Origin of the sequence: Halomonas sp. DN3 (assembly GCF_024137905.1) — a bacterium.
GTDB lineage: Bacteria > Pseudomonadota > Gammaproteobacteria > Pseudomonadales > Halomonadaceae > Halomonas > Halomonas litopenaei.
The window spans coordinates 2,816,129-2,834,063 of the sequence record NZ_CP099965.1; the positions used below are offsets into that span (position 1 = coordinate 2,816,129).

Genomic DNA, 17,935 nt, shown 5'->3' on the forward strand with positions numbered 1-17,935 from the left:
CCGAACGGAACACTGGCGGCCCACCATAGCCGGACCCCGGGCTGCTGGGGTATCCTTGCGGGCATCATTGCCGCGCCGGTGACAGGGCCGCATCAACCTTGATTCTGCACAACCCTGCCGCCGGACGATACCCATACCCTGCGCGCCGCCTTGGGCGCGCCTTGATTGCAAGGTACTCGAAGACCGCGATGGACGCCCAGTACAAGCCCCACGAAATCGAACACGACGCCCAGCAGTTCTGGAATGAAAACCAGTGTTTCAAGGCGATTGAGGATCAGGATCGCGAGAAATTCTACTGCCTGTCGATGTTCCCCTACCCCAGCGGCAAGCTGCACATGGGGCATGTACGCAACTACACCATCGGCGACGTGGTCAGCCGCTTCCAGCGCATGCAGGGCAAGAACGTGATGCAGCCGATGGGCTGGGACGCTTTCGGCATGCCGGCGGAAAACGCCGCGATCAAGAACCAGGTACCGCCGGCCAAGTGGACCTACGAGAACATCGACTACATGCGTGCCCAGCTCAAGGCGCTGGGCTTTGCCTATGACTGGGATCGTGAGTTCGCCACCTGCGACAGCGACTATTACCGCTGGGAGCAGTGGTTCTTCACCAAGCTGGTGGAAAAAGGCCTGGTCTACAAGAAGATGTCCACCGTCAACTGGGACCCGGTGGATCAGACCGTACTGGCCAACGAGCAGGTCATCGACGGCTGTGGCTGGCGCTCCGGTGCGCCGGTGGAGCGCAAGGAAATCCCGCTGTGGTTCCTGAAGATCACCGACTACGCCGATGAGCTGCTGGCGGATCTGGACAAGGTCGAGTGGCCCGAGCAGGTCAAGACCATGCAGCGCAACTGGATCGGCAAGTCCAAGGGGGTCGAGCTGGCCTTCGACGTCGATGGCGACGAGCCGCTCAGGGTCTACACCACCCGCCCCGACACCCTGATGGGGGTGACCTACGTGGCGGTGGCCGCCGGCCACCCGCTGGCGATCAAGGCCGCCGAGGGCAAGCCCGAACTCGCCGCCTTCCTCGAGGAGTGCTCCCACGGCGGCACCTCGGAAGCCGAGCTTGCGACCATGGAAAAACGCGGCATGGCCACCGGCTTCGAGGCCATCCACCCGCTGACCGGCGACCGTGTGCCGGTGTATGTCGCCAACTTCGTGCTGATGGAATACGGCACCGGTGCGGTGATGGCGGTGCCCGGCCACGACCAGCGTGACTGGGAGTTCGCCACCAAGTATGAACTCCCGATCCGCGCGGTGATCGCCGACGCCGATGGCCAGGCCCCGGACCTGTCCCAGGGCGCCTGGGTCGAGCACGGCAGCCTGATCAACTCCGGCGAGTTTGACGGCCTCGACTTCCAGGCGGCCTTCGACGCCATCGCCAGCCGCCTCGAGCGCGACGGCCACGGCGAGGTCAAGACCAACTACCGCCTGCGCGACTGGGGCGTGGCCCGCCAGCGCTACTGGGGCGCGCCGATTCCGGTCAAGTACGGCCCCGAGGGCCAGACCGTGCCGCTCACCGACGACGAGCTGCCGGTGGCGCTGCCGCTGGAGGTCAGCGTGGACGCTTCCGGCTCGCCGCTCAAGAAGATGCCGGCGTTCAGCGATCTGGGCGATGGCTGGACCCGCGAGACCGACACCTTCGATACCTTCATGGAGTCCTCCTGGTACTACGCGCGCTTCTGCTGCGCCGACAACCCGGAGGCCATGCTGGATGAGCGTGCCAACTACTGGCTGCCGGTGGATCTGTACATCGGTGGCATCGAGCACGCCATCCTCCACCTGCTCTACGCCCGCTTCTTCCACAAGCTGATGCGCGACTTCGGCCTGGTCGACTCCGACGAGCCGTTCCAGCGCCTGCTGACCCAGGGCATGGTGATCGCCGAGACCTTCTACCGCCCCGAGGCCAACGGCGGCAAGGAGTGGTTCAACCCCGCCGACGTCGAGGTCAAGCGTGACGACAAGGGACGCCCGCTCAGCGCCACCCTGATCAGCGATGGCCAGCCGGTGGAGATGGGCGGCATCGAGAAGATGTCGAAGTCCAAGAACAACGGCGTCGACCCCCAGGCCATGATCGATCGCTTCGGTGCCGACACCGTGCGCCTGTTCATGATGTTCGCCGCCCCCCCGGAGCAGTCACTGGAGTGGTCCGACTCCGGCGTCGAGGGCGCCCACCGCTTCCTCAAGCGGCTGTGGCGTCTGGTCGCCGAGCATCTGGAGGCCGGTACGCCGGCAGCGCTGGATGCCGCCGCCATCGCCTCGCTCGACGACGCCCAGCGCGAACTGCGCCGCAAGACCCACGAGACGATCAAGAAGGCCGGCGACGACATCGGCCGCCGCACCACCTTCAATACCGCCATCGCCGCGGTGATGGAGCTGACCAACGCCATCGCCAAGTTCGGCGATACCAGCCCTCAGGGCCTGGCAGTCAGCCGCGAGGCGATCGAGGCCTGCGTGCTGCTGCTGGCACCGATCACGCCCCACGCCTGCCACGCACTGTGGCGCTCACTGGGCCATGACGGCGCGGTCATCGATGCCACCTGGCCGGCGTTCGACGAAAGCGCCCTGGCGCGCGACAGCATCGAGCTGGTGGTGCAGGTCAACGGCAAGCTGCGCGCGCGCCTCGAGGTGCCCGCCGACGCCGACAAGGCCGCCGTCGAAGCGCTGGCATTGGCCAACGACAACGTCCAGCGCCATACCGACGGCAAGACCCTGCGCAAGGTGATCGTTGTGCCGGGCAAGCTGGTCAACATCGTCGCCAACTGACAGCTCGCGGCGGGCGTCTCGCCCGCCGCGTCAGACTGTCGGTGATACCAGGACATGATGCCGAAGGCTGTGCCTTCGGTTTTTCCCTCACGCTGGACAAGGAGTTCCCATGCAGCGTCGTCACTTCCTTGGTCTGACCCTGGCCTCCGGCGCCGCCCTGCTGCTCGCGGGCTGCGGCTTCCACCTGCGCGGCGTCGGCGGCGAGGTGCTGTCCCTGGACAGCCTGGCGCTCGACGGTGCCGACACCCCCTTCGCCGAGCAGTTGACCAAGCGTCTGGAAAGCCTCGGCACCCGCGTCGACGAGACGGCGTCGCTGCGTCTCAACCTGGGTGGCGAAGACGTCAGCATCCGTCAGGTCGGCGTGCTCGATACCGGCTCTCAGGACCAGCAACTGGTGCTGCGGATTCCCTACTCGATCCAGCGTGCAAGCGATGGCGCCTACCTGGCCGATCGCCAGGCGGTGGAGGTGCTCGAGGAGTTCTCGATCACCGACGACAACCTGCTGTCCCAGGATGAGCTGCGCACGGATGCCCTGGAAAATGCCCGCCGCGAGGCCGTACGCCAGATGATCGACCGACTGCGCGCCATCGAGGAAGCCTGATTCACCCATGAAGGTCTTTGCCGACAAGCTGCCGGACGCTCTTTCCAAGTCCGTACCCCCTGTCATCATCGTCGCCGGTGATGAGCCTCTGCAGCACATGGAGGCCTGCGATCAGGTCCGGGCACGTGCGCGCGAGTCGGGCGTCGAGGAACGTGAGGTGCTCCACGTCGAGGCCAACTTCGCCTGGGGCCGCCTCACCGAGTCGGCGGCGAGCCTGTCGCTGTTCGCCTCGCGCAAGTTGATCGAGCTGCGTCTGGGCAGCGCCAAGCCGGGCCAGGAAGGCGGCAAGGCGCTCAAGGAATACGCCGAACAGGCACAGGGCAGCGACAACATCCTGCTGGTCAGCTGCGCCAAGCTCGACGCCCGCGAGCAGAAGAGCGCCTGGTTCAAGGCGCTCGACAAGCTGGGGCTGTTCGTTCCGGTGTGGCCGGTCGACCCTTCCCGGCTGGGTTTCTGGCTGAGGGACCGCGCCCAGCGCCACGGTCTGTCGATGTCACTGGACGCCGCCCGGCTGCTGGGTGAGCGCACCGAGGGCAACCTTCTGGCCGCCGACCAGGAACTGCAGAAGCTGGCCTTGATGCTCCCTCCCGGCGCCCAGGTATCCCCCCGTGACGTCTCCGGCGGGGTCGAGAACAGCGCCCGCTACGACGTCTTCACTCTGGTCGATGCCTGCCTGAAAGCCGAGCGCGAGCGCGCCCTGCGTATCCTCGCGGGACTGGCCGCCGAGGGTACCGAGCCACCGATCATCCTGTGGGCCCTGACCCGCGAGATTCGCACCCTGCTGTCGCTGCATCAGCACCTGGACCAGGGCCAGAGCTTCGAGCACGCCTGCAAGGCCCAGAAGCCTCCGATCTTCGACCGTCGGCGCCCCGCCTACCAGGAGGCCATCCGTCGCCTGCCACTCAAGCGTCTGCACAAGCTTCTGATGTTCGCCCAACGCCTGGACCTGTCGATCAAGGGCGCAGCGGACCTGCCGCTGGAACAGGGCATTCAGGACCTGGCGCTGACCCTCGCTGGCGGTCGTGGACTGCTGGCAGAAATGGCCTGGTCCTATCGCGTGGCGCCGTAGCCGACGATTCGTCTTCCTTGCTCTCGCATGATGTGGCCTGGCGTCACCCCTGTGACGCCAGGATGGGATAGGTCAGCCCGGCCAATGGGGGTATGACCCCGCACTGCGGGTACTCTGCGCATAGAATAGGGCAAGCACCTGCATCATTACCCCTTGGGCGCCCAGCGCGTCTGGTCGCCAGCGACCGCGAGTGCCCCCATCATGACCCGTGTCTTCCCGCTGGTTCTGGCCGCCGGCGTCACCTTGCTTTCGACCGCCAGCGCCCTGCTGTTGCTCGGCTACCTGAGCCAGGTGCGCCAGCCCATGGGCGTTGTCCGCGATGCCCTCATCATCGAAACGGCACGGTCTCAGGAAAATGTGGCGAGCATCGCTTCACTCAAGCAGTTTGCCGGCATCGACAACTCGCCCCGGGCTCACGAGCTCACGCAAGTGGCCGATACCCTCCACCATCGTCTACGACTGCTGTCAGGCACCGCCACGCGACTGCCCGCCTCCCAGCGGGACAGCGTGGTCGGCTACCTGCAACGCGCCGAGCACGCGATCAACCTGATCGCTCCTTCGCCTCTCTCCGACACCACCGCAGACATCGACGGCACCTTGCCGGGGCTCGCTTCGACCATCGATGAGCTGGCCATCTATCTGATGGAGACCGAGTCGCACCAGCGCAAGCTCGATCGACGCCTGGCACTGGTGGCCACCGTACTGACGGCGCTGGTACTGGTGGTCGGCATGGTGCTGTTCGTCGCCTTGCTGCGTCTGGAACGCCACAGCAACGCCCTGCACTATCTGGCGATGACCGACGACCTCACCCAGCTCTACAATCGTCGCCAGTGGCTCGACCAGGCCCCCCACCTGCTGGCCCTTCGGCGCCCAGCGGATAGCCCAGTGGCGCTGATGCTGCTGGATCTGGACAACTTCAAACGCATCAATGACGGCTACGGCCACCCCACCGGCGACAAGGTATTGAAGTCCTTCGGCGAGATGCTCAAGCGCGTGGCCAGGCGCAGCGATCTGGCGGCGCGTCTGGGTGGCGACGAGTTCGCCCTGCTGATGCCCCAGGCGGACGCCCGCAACGCCGAAACCGTCGGCGAACGAATTCGCCACGAAACCGAGCACTTCGACCTGACCCAACCGGCGGCCGGCGCCAACCTTACGGTCAGTATCGGCATCGCCGTCTCAAGCCATGCCGATGACGACTTCTCCACCCTGTACCGGCGGGCCGACCAGGCGCTCTACCAGGCCAAGCATCAAGGACGCAATTGCATCCGCCTAGGCTAGAGAAACCAACAACCTGCATGAAATTCCTGTACCACCTTCGTTATACTCTTGTTGTCGCCAACGCATCCGGCAGGCAGGATGCCACTGAATGCATGTCGCCATCACCAAGGATCGAACAATTCCCGACACCATCAACAAGGAAGCCCCCATGACTTCACGACTGCGCCGCTTGCTGTGTACTGTTCTGATGCTGTGCCTGACCCTGGGCGCCGCCAGCGCCGGGGCCGCCACCTCGGTCCCGCTGGCCTCGACCAACGACGTGCTGGCCTCCCAGCAGAGCCAGGACGCCCGAGAACGCATCCATCAGGTACTGGCCCGCGATGACGTACGCCAGCAACTCGAACTCCAGGGCGTCGACCCCGGTGAGGTCGAGGATCGCGTAGCCGCCCTGTCCGACGCCGAAGCTCAGCAGATGGCCGACCAGCTCGACCAGATGCCCGCCGGCGCCAGCGTCATTGGCGTGCTGTTCGCGGTCTTCGTCATCCTGCTGGTCACCGACATCCTGGGTCTGACCGACGTCTACCCGTTCACCCGCTAAGGACATGCGCGTGATGCGCTCATTCGTCTCGAGCGCCCGCCTGGCGGGCGCTCTTTCGTTGGTGATGTGGCTCACCGCCTGTGCCAGCGCCCCCGAGCTGGACCACAGCGTCACCGCTACGCTGCCCCAACGCCAGCTCCTCGAAGACGTCCCCTTTCACCCCCAGCGTGACTACCAGTGCGGCCCGGCCACACTGGCCATGGTGCTCAACCATGCAGGGGTCGACGTCGGCGTCGATCAACTGATCCCCGAAATCTACGTGCCCAGCCGCAAGGGCAGCTTCCAGCCCGAGATGCTGGCCGCCAGTCGCCGGCACGGGCGAATCCCGTTCACTCTGGCGCCGCGCTTCGCCTCGCTGCTCGAGGAAGTCGATGCCGACCGCGCGGTGGTGGTACTGCAGAACCTGTCGCTGCCGGCCTTCCCGCTGTGGCACTTCGCGGTGGTCAACGGCTACGATCTCGAGAGCGAAGAGGTATTGCTGCGCACCGGCGTCACCCGTCAGGATGCCACCGAATTCGGGCGTTTCGACGCCACCTGGCAACGTTCCGAGCGCTGGGCCTTCGTGGCACTGACGCCAGGAGAGCTGCCGGTGACGATTGCACCTGAGGCGGCCATCCAGGCGACCTCGGACTTCGAACGAGTCCAGGGACCAGAGCAAAGCCTGCCGGCCTGGCAAGCCCTGGTCGATCGCTTTCCCGAGGAGGCCATGGGGCACTTCGCGCTGGCCAACGCCTACCATGCGGCGGGCCAGCCTGACGCAGCCATCGACGCCTGGCGCAGCGCTGTCGCAAACGATCCGTCGCTGGCGCCGGCCTGGTTGAACCTGGGTCTCACCCTGGCGTCCCAAGGCGATGACAAAGGGGCTCGAGAAGCGCTCAGGCGTGCGGCTTCGCTTGACGGGCCCTGGCAGCAAGGCGCCAGGGAGGCGCTGAACGAACAGCAAGGAGGAGCTCGATGAGCTACGACATCGTGTTCAAGGGCGTCTACCAGGCGCCCGAGCCCGACGACGGCGCCAGAGTACTGGTCGACCGCCTGTGGCCCAGAGGACGCAGCCGCGAGTCCCTGGCGCTTGCCGAGTGGTACCGTGAGGCCTCACCCAGCAATGCCCTGCGACGCCAGTATCAGCTTGAGGAGATCAGTTCCAGGGTCTTCGAGATTCGCTACCGCGGCGAGCTACGCGACCACCCCGACCGGCTGTATCCGCTGATGCGCCTGGCCCGGTGTGGCCGCTTGACGCTGGTGACCGCGGCACGTGATATCGACAGCACCCATCTGCCCGAGCTGCGCCAGCGCCTGCTCGAGGCACTGCACCAGGAAGATCAGGAAGACGCCCTGCCCTCCTCGCCGCCTTGCTTTGCCCACGAGAGCGGCCAGCACTAGGGCTTGTCTGAAAAGTGCCTGCGCTCGGTAATACGGCGTTAAAAATCGGATCAAAATGCTCATTTACACCCCGTAAACTGCGCTTTCTCACCGATTTTTGCCTTGTCTAACCTTCGCTCATCGACTTTTCGGACAGCGCCTAGGGCTTGTCTAAAAGTGCCTGCGCTCGTCGACTTTTCGGATAGAGCCTAGCGCTCAGGCACCGGATCCAGCCGGCACCCATAGTCCGACCCCAGACCAAGAAAGGTGCCCAAGGGCACCTTTCTTGTCGGTCGTGCTGGCCGGCTCAGAACACCCGGTTGAGGCCATTCTGGGCGGCCACCCGGTAGGCCTCGGCCATGGTCGGATAGTTGAAGGTGGTGTTGACGAAGTACTTCAGCGTATTCGCCTCCCCTTCCTGCTGCATGATCGCCTGGCCGATATGGACGATCTCCGAGGCCTGGTCGCCGAAGCAGTGGATGCCGTAGATCTCCAGGGTATCCTGATCGAACAGGATCTTGAGCATGCCGACGGTATCGCCGGTGATCTGGGCGCGGGCGGTGTCCTTGAAGAAGGCATGGCCGACCTCGTAAGGCACCTTGGCCTCGGTCAACTCGCGCTCGGTGCGACCGAAGGAGCTGATCTCGGGAATGGTGTAGATCCCGGTGGGCACCTCGGTGACGTAGCGGAACTCCCGGTCCAGCAGCTCGTCGCAGGCGTTCAGCCCCTGATCGTAGGCGGCGCTGGCGAGACTCGGCCAGCCGACCACGTCTCCGGCGGCGTAAATGTGGGGCAGCGCCGTACGATAGTGCTCGTCGACCTGCAGCTGACCGCGGCCGTTGGCGGTGAGACCGATGTTCTCGAGGCCCAGCTGGTCGGTATTGCCGGTGCGCCCGTTGGCCCACAGGAAGGCGTCGGCACGCAGCCGCTTGCCCGACTTCAGATGCACCGTGACGCCGTGTTCGTCACCCTCGACGCGCTCGTACTCCTCGTTGTGGCGGATCAACACACCATGCTTGCGCAGATGATAGGACAGCGCATCGCTGATCTCGTCATCGAGGAAGGACAAGAGGCTGCCGCGGTTGTTGATCAGATCCACCTTGAGTCCGAGCCCGGAGAAGATCGAGGCGTACTCACAGCCGATGACGCCGGCGCCGAAGATGATCAGGGTACGCGGGGTGTGCTGCAGACCAAGAATGGTATCGGAGCAGTAGATACGAGGATGGCGAAAATCGATGTCCGCCGGACGATAGGGCCGTGACCCGGTGGCTATGATCACCTTGTCCGCTACCAGCTCTTCCTGGTTTTCACCGCTGCCCCTTACCATCAGGGTGTGTTCGTCCTTGAAGCGTGCGATCCCGTGATACAGGTCGATGCGATTGCGCGCGTAGAAGTTGGTGCGCATGGACACCTGCTGATCGATGGTCACCCGGGAGCGTTCACGCACCTTGGGGAACGAGAACCAGCGCGGCTCGCCGATATCCCGGAACATGCTATTGGTGTTGAACGACATGATCTGGCGGACCTGATGACGCAGCGCCTTGGAAGGGATGGTGCCCCAGTGGGTGCAATTGCCGCCGACCCGCGCCTGCTTTTCGACCACCGCGACCCGCTTGCCATGCTTGGCCGCATTGATCGCTGCGCTCTCGCCGGCGGGCCCGGTGCCGATCACCACCACGTCATAGTTGTGGACTGCCATCGTGTCTTCCTTCTCCTGGAAACCGACCCGGATGTGAGATGCCGGGCACTGCTTATCATGAGGACGGCGCCTCGAGAGGCGCCGTCATGGTCAGGGGGCGTCGATACTGCCGCTCAGCGACGAGTCGCGTCGTAGCCCAGGTCCAGTCCGCGATTCTCGTCGGATTGGCGGCGCTGACTGGTGGCGCGCTTCTTCGATTCTTCCTCGCACACCTCATCCTTGCCGCCGCAGATCTCGCAGCCGTCCTTCAGGCCAAGCTGGTTGAGCCCGCCGCAGGAGCCGGCGATGGGCTTGCGGCCAAGAATGACACCGATCGCCATGGCGCCGATGATCAGCAGCATGGCACCGAAAACGATAAGGTAGATGGTCATGATGGACTCCTCGCTGGATGGGGCAGGATGGCTCTGGTCACTTTCTCGCGAACACTTTGTCGCGAACACCATCGCCTGCCTTTCTCCCATTGGACAGCGGTTGGACAAGAGATATCCCTGGGCGGAACAACGAATGGCCGTCGCCATACGCCCGAGGCGTTGAAGGTACCGACTCGACAAGGTCCCGTGTCCTCGCAGGACAGTCAGCGGGGCATTCTCGAGTCGGCGCGACAATTATGCCAGATCTCCTCTCGCGGCAAAATCACAAGGCGCACAAACCAACGAGCCCCGCACGGGGCGGGGCTCGCAAGGTGCCCTTGGGCACACGGACAGGCGTGTGATCAGCCGCCGAAGTCATCCAGCATGATGTTCTCGGGCTCGACGCCGAGATCCAGCAGCATCTTGATGACGGAGGCGTTCATCATGGGCGGCCCGCACATGTAGTACTCGCAGTCCTCGGGGGCCGGATGGTCCTTGAGGTACATGTCGTAGAGCACGTTGTGGATGAACCCGGTCGGCCCTTCCCAGTTGTCTTCCGGCTGGGGATCGGACAGTGCCAGGTGCCAGTCGAAGTTCTCGTGCTCTTCGGCCAGCTTGTCGTACTCTTCGTTGTAGAAGGTCTCGCGCCAGGAGCGTGCGCCGTACCAGAAGGTCATCTTGCGCTCGCTGTTCAGACGCTTCAGCTGGTCGAAGATGTGGCTGCGCATCGGCGCCATGCCGGCACCACCACCGATGAAGACCATCTCGGCGTCGGTGTCCTTGGCGAAGAACTCACCGAAGGGCCCCATCACCGTGACCTTGTCACCCGGCTTCAGGCTGAAGACGTAGGTGGACATCAGGCCAGGCGGGTGGCTGGAGTTGGGCGGAGGCGTCGCGATCCGGATGTTGAACTTGAGAATACCCTTCTCTTCCGGATAGTTGGCCATGGAGTAGGCACGAATGACCTCTTCGGTGTTCTTGTGCGAGACGTCGAACAGACCGAATTTCTCCCAGTCGCCGCGGTACTCTTCCTCGATATCGAAGTCGGAGAACTTGATGTCGTAGGCCGGTGCCACCAGCTGCACGTAGCCGCCGGCACGGAAGGCCACTTCCTCGCCTTCCGGCAGCTTCAGGTTCAGCTCCTTGATGAAGGTGGCGACGTTGGGGTTCTCGATGACCTCGCATTCCCACTTCTTGACGCCGAACACTTCCTCGGGGACCTGGATCTTCATGTCCTGCTTGACCGGTACCTGACAGGACAGACGCCAGCCGACCTTCTTCTCGCGCAGGGTGAAGTGGCTTTCCTCGGTGGGCAGGATCGAGCCGCCGCCCTCCTCGACCCGGCACTTGCACTGGGCGCAGGAGCCGCCGCCGCCACAGGCGGAGGACAGGAAGATGCCGTTGGCCGCCAGGGTGTTGAGCAGCTTGCCGCCGGCCTGGGTGGTCAGGGTGTTCTCGGGATCGTCATTGATCTCGATGGTCACATCGCCCGAGCTCACGAGCTTGGAGCGGGCCGCCAGGATCACCGCCGTCAGACTGATGACGATGATGGTGAACATGACGACGCCGAGCACGATGACTGTTGTATCAACCATGTCGGTTTCCTATTGCTAGGGTTAGGGCCTGCACCGAGGGCCAGCGCCCCCGGTGCAGGGCACTCAGAGCTGGATGCCGGAGAAGGACATGAAGCCCAGGGACATCAGACCCACGGTGATGAAGGTGATGCCCAGTCCCTGCAGGGAAGCGGGCACATCGCTGTACTTCAGTTTCTCGCGGATACCGGCCAGGGCGGTGATCGCCAGCGCCCAGCCGACACCGGCGCCCAGGCCATAGACCACGGACTCACCGAAGTTGTAGCTGCGCTCGACCATGAACAGGGTGCCACCGAGGATGGCGCAGTTCACGGTGATCAGCGGCAGGAACACGCCGAGGGCGTTGTAGAGCGCCGGCACGAACTTGTCGAGGAACATCTCGAGGATCTGCACCAGTGCGGCGATGACGCCGATGTAGGACAGCAGACCCAGGAACGACAGATCGATGTTCTCGGCGCCGGCGATACCGGTCCAGGACAGCGCGCCTTCCGCCAGCAGATACTCGAGGATCAGGTTGTTCACCGGCACGGTGATGGTCAGTACCGCTACCACCGCGATGCCCAGACCGATGGCCGAGGATACCTTCTTGGACACGGCCATGAAGGTACACATGCCCAGGAAGAACGCCAGTGCCATGTTCTCCACGAACACCGAGGCAACGAAAAGGCTCAGATAGTGTTCCATGTTACACGGCCTCCTTCGGCTGGGTGTTTTCCTTCATCACGAACTCGTTGTCCTCGACCTGCTCCGGGTTGAGGCTGCGCAGCACCCAGATGATCAGACCGATGATGAAGAAGGCAGACGGCGGCAGCAGCAGCAGGCCGTTGGGCACGTACCAGCCACCGTTCTGCACGGTTTCCAGGATGGTCACGCCGAACAGGCTGCCGGAGCCGAACAGCTCGCGGAAGAAGCCGACGGTCATCAGGATGAAGCCGTAGCCCAGACCGTTGCCGACACCGTCGAGGAACGACAGCGTCGGGGTGTTGGTCATGGCAAAGCCTTCGGCGCGGCCCATCACGATGCAGTTGGTGATGATCAGACCGACGAATACCGACAGCTGCTTGGACATCTCATAGGCAAAGGCCTTGAGGATCTGGTCCACCACGATCACCAACGAGGCGATGATGGTCATCTGCACGATGATACGGATGGAGGACGGAATGTGATTGCGGATCAGCGAGACGAACATGCTCGAGAACGCCGTCACGAAGATCACGGCCAGACTCATGACCAGCGAGACGCTGAGGCTCGAGGTCACCGCCAGCGCCGAACAGATACCGAGGATCTGCAGGGCGATGGGGTTGTTCTTGAAGATAGGCGTCAGGATGACGCCCTTGGGAGTCGGTGCAGACATCGTCAGGCTCCTTCGCTGTCGTCAGAGGGGCTGGCGTCGGCGCTGGCCTGGCTGTCCACGCCATCGCGGAAGCGCGCCAGGTAGTGACCGAAGCCTTCCTCGCTCAGCCAGAATTGCACCAGCTTGGTCACGCCGCGGCTGGTCAGAGACGCGCCGGACAGGGCGTCGACCTCGGTGGACTCGCTGGCACCACCCTTCACCAGCTGGATGGCCGGCTCCATGGTGTCGCTCGAGGCGTAGATTTCCTTGCCTTCCCACTGCGCCTTCCAGCGCGGGTTGTCGACCTCGCCACCCAGGCCAGGTGTCTCGGCGTGGGAATAGAAGGTGATCCCGCCGATGGTGTTGCCGTCACCCTGCACAGACAGGTAGCCGCGCATCAGGCCCCACAGGCCCTGGCCACGAATCGGCAGCACGATCTGCTCGGGGTTGTTCTCGTCACCGACCAGATAGATGGTGGAGAACTGCTCCTGACGGCCGAGACCGGCGATGTCCTTCTCCCCGGACAGGGTGCGCGACTGGGCCGGATCCTTGGCGGCCTGGAAGCCGTCATAGGTCTCGGGATCGACCTCATCGGTGTACTCCCCGGTGTCGAGATCGACGACCTTGGCGGTCACCGCCTGGGAGAACTCCTTGCCGACGTCCATGCCCGGTTCGTACAGGTCGGCCACGGCCAGGATGTTGGACTTGCGGTCCAGCTCCTGGTTGCGCTCCTGGCGCGCCTTGAGTCCCACCGCCGCCGTCGACACGATGATCGAGCAGACGATACACAGGGAGAAGGCGACCGTCAGGATCTTCTTGATGGAGTTGTTACCTTGTGCCATCAGGCGGTCTCCTCGGCCACGACAGCGGTGCGCTTGGCGCGACGCTTGATGTTGGCCTGAACAAAGAAGTGATCGATGAGCGGCGCGAACAGGTTGGCGAACAGGATCGCCAGCATGATGCCCTCGGGGAAGGCCGGGTTGACCACACGGATCAGTACCGTCATCACACCGATCAGAGCGCCGAAGATGAAGCGACCCGGGTTGGTCATGGACGCCGACACGGGATCGGTGGCCATGAACACCATGCCGAAGGCGAAGCCACCCACCACCAGATGCCAGTACCAGGGCATGGCGAACATGGCGTTGGTGTCGGAACCGATCAGGTTGAGAATGGAGCTCATCGCTACCATGCCGAGGAACACGCCGGCAACGATCCGCCACGAGGCGATCTTCATGCCGATCAGCACCACCGCCCCGATCAGGATGGCAAGCGTCGAGGTCTCACCCACGGAGCCGGGAATGAAGCCAAGGAAGGCGTCCCACCAGCTGTACTGGTCCTGCAGTGCGGCCATACCGCTCTGGTAGGCGGTAGACAGCGGCGTAGCGCCGGTGAAGCCGTCGGCGGCGACCCATACGGCATCACCGGAGATCTGCGCCGGATAGGCGAAGTACAGGAAGGCACGACCGGTCAGCGCCGGGTTGAGGAAGTTCTTGCCGGTACCACCGAAGATTTCCTTGCCGATCACCACACCGAAGGTGATGCCGAGCGCTACCTGCCACAGCGGGATGGTAGCCGGCAGGATCAGGGCGTAGAGCACGGAGGTGACGAAGAAGCCTTCGTTGACCTCGTGGCCGCGCTTGATCGCGAACAGCACTTCCCAGAAGCCACCGATGACGAAGGTCACCAGGTAGATCGGGAGGAAGTAGGTAGCGCCCAGCACGAAGTTGGACCACAGGCTGCCGGCATCGTGGCCACCGGCGAAGGTCAGCAGGATCATCTCGCGCCAGCCGCCCATGGAGTCGTAACCCGCGGCAATGGCCTCGTTGGCCTGCCAGCCAGCGTTCCACATGCCGAAGAACATGGCCGGGAAGGTGCAGAACCACACCGTGATCATCATGCGCTTGAGGTCGATGCCGTCACGCACGTGAGCCGTGGTCTTGGTCACGCTGGGAGGCGCATAGAAGATAGTGTCCACCGCCTCGTACAGCGGATAGAACTTCTCGTACTTGCCACCCTTGTGAAAGTGCGGCTCGAGATTGTCGAGTGTCTGTCGAATACCCATCATCAGGCCTCTTTCTCGATCATGGTGAGGTTGTCACGCAGGATGGGACCGTACTCATACTTGCCCGGGCACACATAGGTGCACAGCGCCAGGTCTTCTTCATCCAGCTCGAGGCAGCCGAGCTCCATCGCCGACTCGATGTCGCCGACGATCAGCGAACGCAAGAGCTGCGTGGGCATGATGTCCAGCGGCATCACCTTTTCATACGCACCCACCGGCACCATGGCGCGCTCGGAGCCATTGGTCGAGGTGGTCGGCGCATAGTTGCGCAGGCCCTTCAGGCTCGACAGGTAGATACCCAGTACCGAGTGACGATTGGCACCCGGCGACAACCAGCCCATGAAGGCACGCTTGTTGCCCTCTTCCAGCAGGGTGATCTGGTTGTGGAAGCGGCCCAGGTAGCGCAGGCTGCCTTCGGCGGTGAAGCCGGAGAACACGCCTCCGCTGATGACGCGGGTGTCATCGGCAGACTTGATCTCGTGATCCAGCAGCTCGTCAGTGCTGGCACCCACACGGGTACGCACCAGACGCGGACGCTCGGCACGCGGGCCGCCCACGGCGACCACTCGGCTCAGATCCAGCTTGCCTTCACTGAACAGCTTGCCGAAGGCGATCACGTCCTGATAGCCGATGTGCCAGACGCGACGCTGCAGCGACACCGGGGACAGGAAGTGAATGTGGGTACCGACCAGGCCCGCAGGATGGGGACCGGCGAAGCTCTCGTGGTGGACGCCCTTGACCTTGGTGCCCGGAATCTGGGCATCGGTGGCGGTGCACAGGAACACCTTGCCCTCGGTCAGTCGTCCCAGCACCTTGAGGCCGTCCTCGAACGCCTCGGCCTGCTCGTTGATGACCAGCGACGGATCGGCGGCCAGCGGCTGGGTGTCGATGGCGGTGACGAAGATGTCGGTGGGTACGGCGTCGGGCGCCGGGGTACGCGAGAACGGGCGAGTGCGCAGCGCGGTCCACAGACCGGACTCCACCAGTTGGTCGACCACGGTCTGACGTTCGAGGGACTCGAGCGCATTGCGGCCATGGGCCGTGAAGGACTCGGCCTCGGCGCTGTCGTCGACCTCGATCACCACCGACAGAAGCCTGCGCTTTTCCCCGCGATTGATCGCCACTACTTCACCCGAGGCCGGCGAGGTAAAGCGCACGCCCTCGATCTTCTTGTCGGTGAACAGTAATTGGCCCAGCTTGACCTTGTCCCCCTCCTTGACCTCCATGGTCGGCTTCATGCCGATATAGTCGGTCCCCAGGAGCGCCACGTGGCGCACCGGTCGCGCATCCTCGATACGCTGCTCCGGCGCTCCCGTGATGGGGAGATCCAGGCCTTTCTTGACTTCGATCATAGACTCGCCCAGTTGATGGATCGTAGATAATGGACGGAGGTTCGGTGGAAATGAGAGGAATTCTTGTTATAAGCCACGCATCACCAGTCACGCCGAGGCGACATCGAACCACCCCGAAAAATCCCCAGCATTATAAAGACAAGCCAGTGGATTGACCACATGATCGAACGTCGCAGAACTGCGTGATTCTGCAAAACCGCTTCCATCCCAAACAGAAAAACCCCTTGCCAAACAAGGTTGGCAAGGGGTATTCGAGCTACCTCAACGCGAGACTCTCGCCCCGCTCGGCACGGACTAGGCGTGACGCGGCAGCTTACAGAAGGCCACGTTGGATATCTGCTGCAGGATACGAATCACCTGGCAGCTGTAGCCGAACTCGTTGTCGTACCACACATAGACCACCGCGTGGCGGCCCTGGGCGATGGTCGCCTTGGCGTCGACGATGCCGGCGTGACGGTTGCCGACGAAGTCGGTGGAGACCACCTCCGGCGAGTCGACGAAGTCGATCTGCTTCTGGAAGGCCGAGTCGATGGACATGCGGCGCAGGTAGTCGTTGAGCGACTCGGCGTCGGTCTCGCGCTCGAGCGACAGGTTGAGGATCGCCATCGACACATTGGGCGTGGGCACGCGGATGGCGTTGCCGGTCAGCTTGCCACCCAGCTCCGGCAGTGCCTTGGAAACCGCCTTGGCAGCACCGGTCTCGGTCAGCACCATGTTCAGCGGTGCGCTGCGTCCGCGACGGTCACCCTTGTGGTAGTTGTCGATCAGGTTCTGATCGTTGGTGTAGGAGTGAACGGTCTCGACGTGGCCATGCTCGATGCCGTATTCGTCGTTCATCACCTTCAATACCGGCACGATGGCGTTGGTGGTGCAGGACGCCGCAGAGATGATGCGATCATCCTGGGTGATGTCGCCATGATTGATGCCATAGACGATGTTTTTCAGGTCGCCCTTACCCGGAGCGGTCAGCAGCGCCTTGGACACGCCCTTGCACTCCAGGTGCTGACCGAGGCCAGCCTCGTCGCGCCAGATACCGGTGTTGTCGACCACCACGGCGTTGTTGATGCCGTAGGCGGTGTAGTCCACATCGCTCGGCGAATCGGCGTAGATCACCTGGATCACGTTGCCGTTGGCGGTCAGGGTGCGGGTCGCCGGACACACGCTGATGGTGCCGTCGAAGGGGCCGTGGACGCTGTCACGACGCAGCAGGCTGGCGCGCTTTTCCAGATCCTTGGCGATATCGCCACGACCGCGCACCACGATGGCCTTGAGGCGCAGCAGATTGCCACCACCGGCCTTCTCGATCAGCACGCGTGCAAGAATACGACCGATCCGGCCGAAGCCATAGAGCACCACGTCCTTGGGCTCGCCATTGCCGGCGTCAGGATCGTGACAGTCGACGATCTCGGCCAGCTGCTCGCGCATGAACGCCAGCGCATCGCCACCGCCCTGCTTCTTGAAAGCCACACCCAACTTGCCCACATCGACGTGAGCCGGCCCCAGATTCAGCTGGGTCATCGCCTGCACCAGCGGGAAGGTATCCTGCACCGACAACTCGGTACCTTCGATCTTCCTGACGAAACGATGGTCCTTGAGGATGCGGATGACGCTGCGGTTGAACAGCGAACGTCCGAACATGGTGGTGACCACGTTATTGCGACGATACAGGCTGCCGATCAGCGGGATCATCTGCTCGGCCACGGCCTGGTTGTCGTGCCATTGCTGGAAGACGATATCGTGTTGCTGGCTCACGAGAGACCTCTAAGTCTGATGGGGAAACGAGCGTATTATCGGCTCCCCCCTTGAAAGGGGCAATGACTGTATGGTCGCACCTCCTGTAGGCCCGTTACACAAATCGCGGTTTGACTACATGAGCGAGATCGGGCTGGTATGATGCCTGCTCGACCTCTGAACGCCAGCGAAACGACTTCCTC

Annotated in this window: 16 protein-coding genes; 7 read left to right on the forward strand and 9 right to left on the reverse strand. The window is 63.5% G+C overall.

Annotated elements, in window-relative coordinates; all coding sequences use genetic code 11:
• Window positions 1-188: 188 nt before the first annotated feature.
• The 7 genes from leuS to NKF27_RS12220 all read left to right on the forward strand — a co-directional run bounded on the left by leuS (window position 189) and on the right by NKF27_RS12220 (window position 7,631).
• The gene (gene leuS, locus NKF27_RS12190) at window positions 189-2,765 is read left to right on the forward strand and encodes a leucine--tRNA ligase (RefSeq protein WP_253551923.1); all 2,577 of its coding nucleotides are present in this window, start codon (window positions 189-191) and stop codon (window positions 2,763-2,765) included.
• Window positions 2,766-2,874: 109 nt separating this feature from the next.
• A complete protein-coding gene (gene lptE, locus NKF27_RS12195; protein WP_253551926.1) occupies window positions 2,875-3,366 on the forward strand; it encodes an LPS assembly lipoprotein LptE in 492 nt (163 codons plus the stop codon).
• A gap of 7 nt (window positions 3,367-3,373) precedes the next feature.
• Window positions 3,374-4,435 (forward strand): DNA polymerase III subunit delta, encoded by a 1,062-nt coding sequence (holA, locus tag NKF27_RS12200; protein ID WP_253551931.1) that lies wholly within the window; start codon window positions 3,374-3,376, stop codon window positions 4,433-4,435.
• Between the two features lie 201 nt (window positions 4,436-4,636).
• A complete protein-coding gene (locus NKF27_RS12205; protein ID WP_253551940.1) occupies window positions 4,637-5,713 on the forward strand; it encodes a GGDEF domain-containing protein in 1,077 nt (358 codons plus the stop codon).
• A 148-nt stretch (window positions 5,714-5,861) separates the two neighbouring features.
• Window positions 5,862-6,251, forward strand: coding sequence for a PA2779 family protein (locus tag NKF27_RS12210; RefSeq protein ID WP_045992681.1), 390 nt, complete (start codon window positions 5,862-5,864; stop codon window positions 6,249-6,251).
• A gap of 13 nt (window positions 6,252-6,264) precedes the next feature.
• On the forward strand, window positions 6,265-7,209 hold the full coding sequence (locus NKF27_RS12215; RefSeq protein WP_253556471.1) for a PA2778 family cysteine peptidase: 945 nt from the start codon (window positions 6,265-6,267) through the stop codon (window positions 7,207-7,209).
• Complete coding sequence (locus tag NKF27_RS12220) at window positions 7,206-7,631, forward strand: DUF488 domain-containing protein (RefSeq protein ID WP_253551943.1); 426 nt, start codon at window positions 7,206-7,208, stop codon at window positions 7,629-7,631. Before NKF27_RS12215 ends, NKF27_RS12220 begins: the two co-directional genes overlap by 4 nt.
• Before the next feature lie 286 nt (window positions 7,632-7,917).
• On the opposite strand, the gene sthA is transcribed toward NKF27_RS12220, so the two are convergent.
• The 9 genes from sthA to NKF27_RS12265 form a co-directional block, all read right to left on the reverse strand.
• The gene (gene sthA, locus NKF27_RS12225) at window positions 7,918-9,309 is read right to left on the reverse strand and encodes a Si-specific NAD(P)(+) transhydrogenase (RefSeq protein WP_045992659.1); all 1,392 of its coding nucleotides are present in this window, start codon (window positions 9,307-9,309) and stop codon (window positions 7,918-7,920) included.
• 113 nt (window positions 9,310-9,422) lie between these two features.
• Window positions 9,423-9,680 carry a (Na+)-NQR maturation NqrM gene (gene nqrM / locus NKF27_RS12230; protein ID WP_045992660.1) on the reverse strand — a complete coding sequence of 86 codons (258 nt, stop codon included), beginning with the start codon at window positions 9,678-9,680 and terminating at the stop codon, window positions 9,423-9,425.
• 341 nt (window positions 9,681-10,021) lie between these two features.
• Window positions 10,022-11,254 (reverse strand): NADH:ubiquinone reductase (Na(+)-transporting) subunit F, encoded by a 1,233-nt coding sequence (nqrF, locus tag NKF27_RS12235; RefSeq protein WP_045992661.1) that lies wholly within the window; start codon window positions 11,252-11,254, stop codon window positions 10,022-10,024.
• Window positions 11,255-11,317: 63 nt separating this feature from the next.
• Window positions 11,318-11,935, reverse strand: a complete 618-nt coding sequence (gene nqrE, locus NKF27_RS12240) for an NADH:ubiquinone reductase (Na(+)-transporting) subunit E (protein ID WP_045992662.1) — start codon at window positions 11,933-11,935, stop codon at window positions 11,318-11,320.
• 1 nt (window position 11,936) lies between these two features.
• A complete protein-coding gene (locus NKF27_RS12245; RefSeq protein WP_045992663.1) occupies window positions 11,937-12,605 on the reverse strand; it encodes an NADH:ubiquinone reductase (Na(+)-transporting) subunit D in 669 nt (222 codons plus the stop codon).
• A gap of 2 nt (window positions 12,606-12,607) precedes the next feature.
• A complete protein-coding gene (locus NKF27_RS12250) occupies window positions 12,608-13,426 on the reverse strand; it encodes a Na(+)-translocating NADH-quinone reductase subunit C (RefSeq protein ID WP_108132830.1) in 819 nt (272 codons plus the stop codon).
• Complete coding sequence (locus NKF27_RS12255) at window positions 13,426-14,652, reverse strand: NADH:ubiquinone reductase (Na(+)-transporting) subunit B (RefSeq protein ID WP_045992665.1); 1,227 nt, start codon at window positions 14,650-14,652, stop codon at window positions 13,426-13,428. The genes NKF27_RS12250 and NKF27_RS12255 overlap by 1 nt, the downstream gene beginning before the upstream one ends.
• Window positions 14,652-16,001, reverse strand: coding sequence for a Na(+)-translocating NADH-quinone reductase subunit A (locus NKF27_RS12260; RefSeq protein ID WP_253551946.1), 1,350 nt, complete (start codon window positions 15,999-16,001; stop codon window positions 14,652-14,654). Before NKF27_RS12260 ends, NKF27_RS12255 begins: the two co-directional genes overlap by 1 nt.
• Window positions 16,002-16,295: 294 nt before the next feature.
• The gene (locus tag NKF27_RS12265) at window positions 16,296-17,753 is read right to left on the reverse strand and encodes a glyceraldehyde-3-phosphate dehydrogenase (RefSeq protein WP_253551950.1); all 1,458 of its coding nucleotides are present in this window, start codon (window positions 17,751-17,753) and stop codon (window positions 16,296-16,298) included.
• Between the last annotated feature and the right edge of the window lie 182 nt (window positions 17,754-17,935).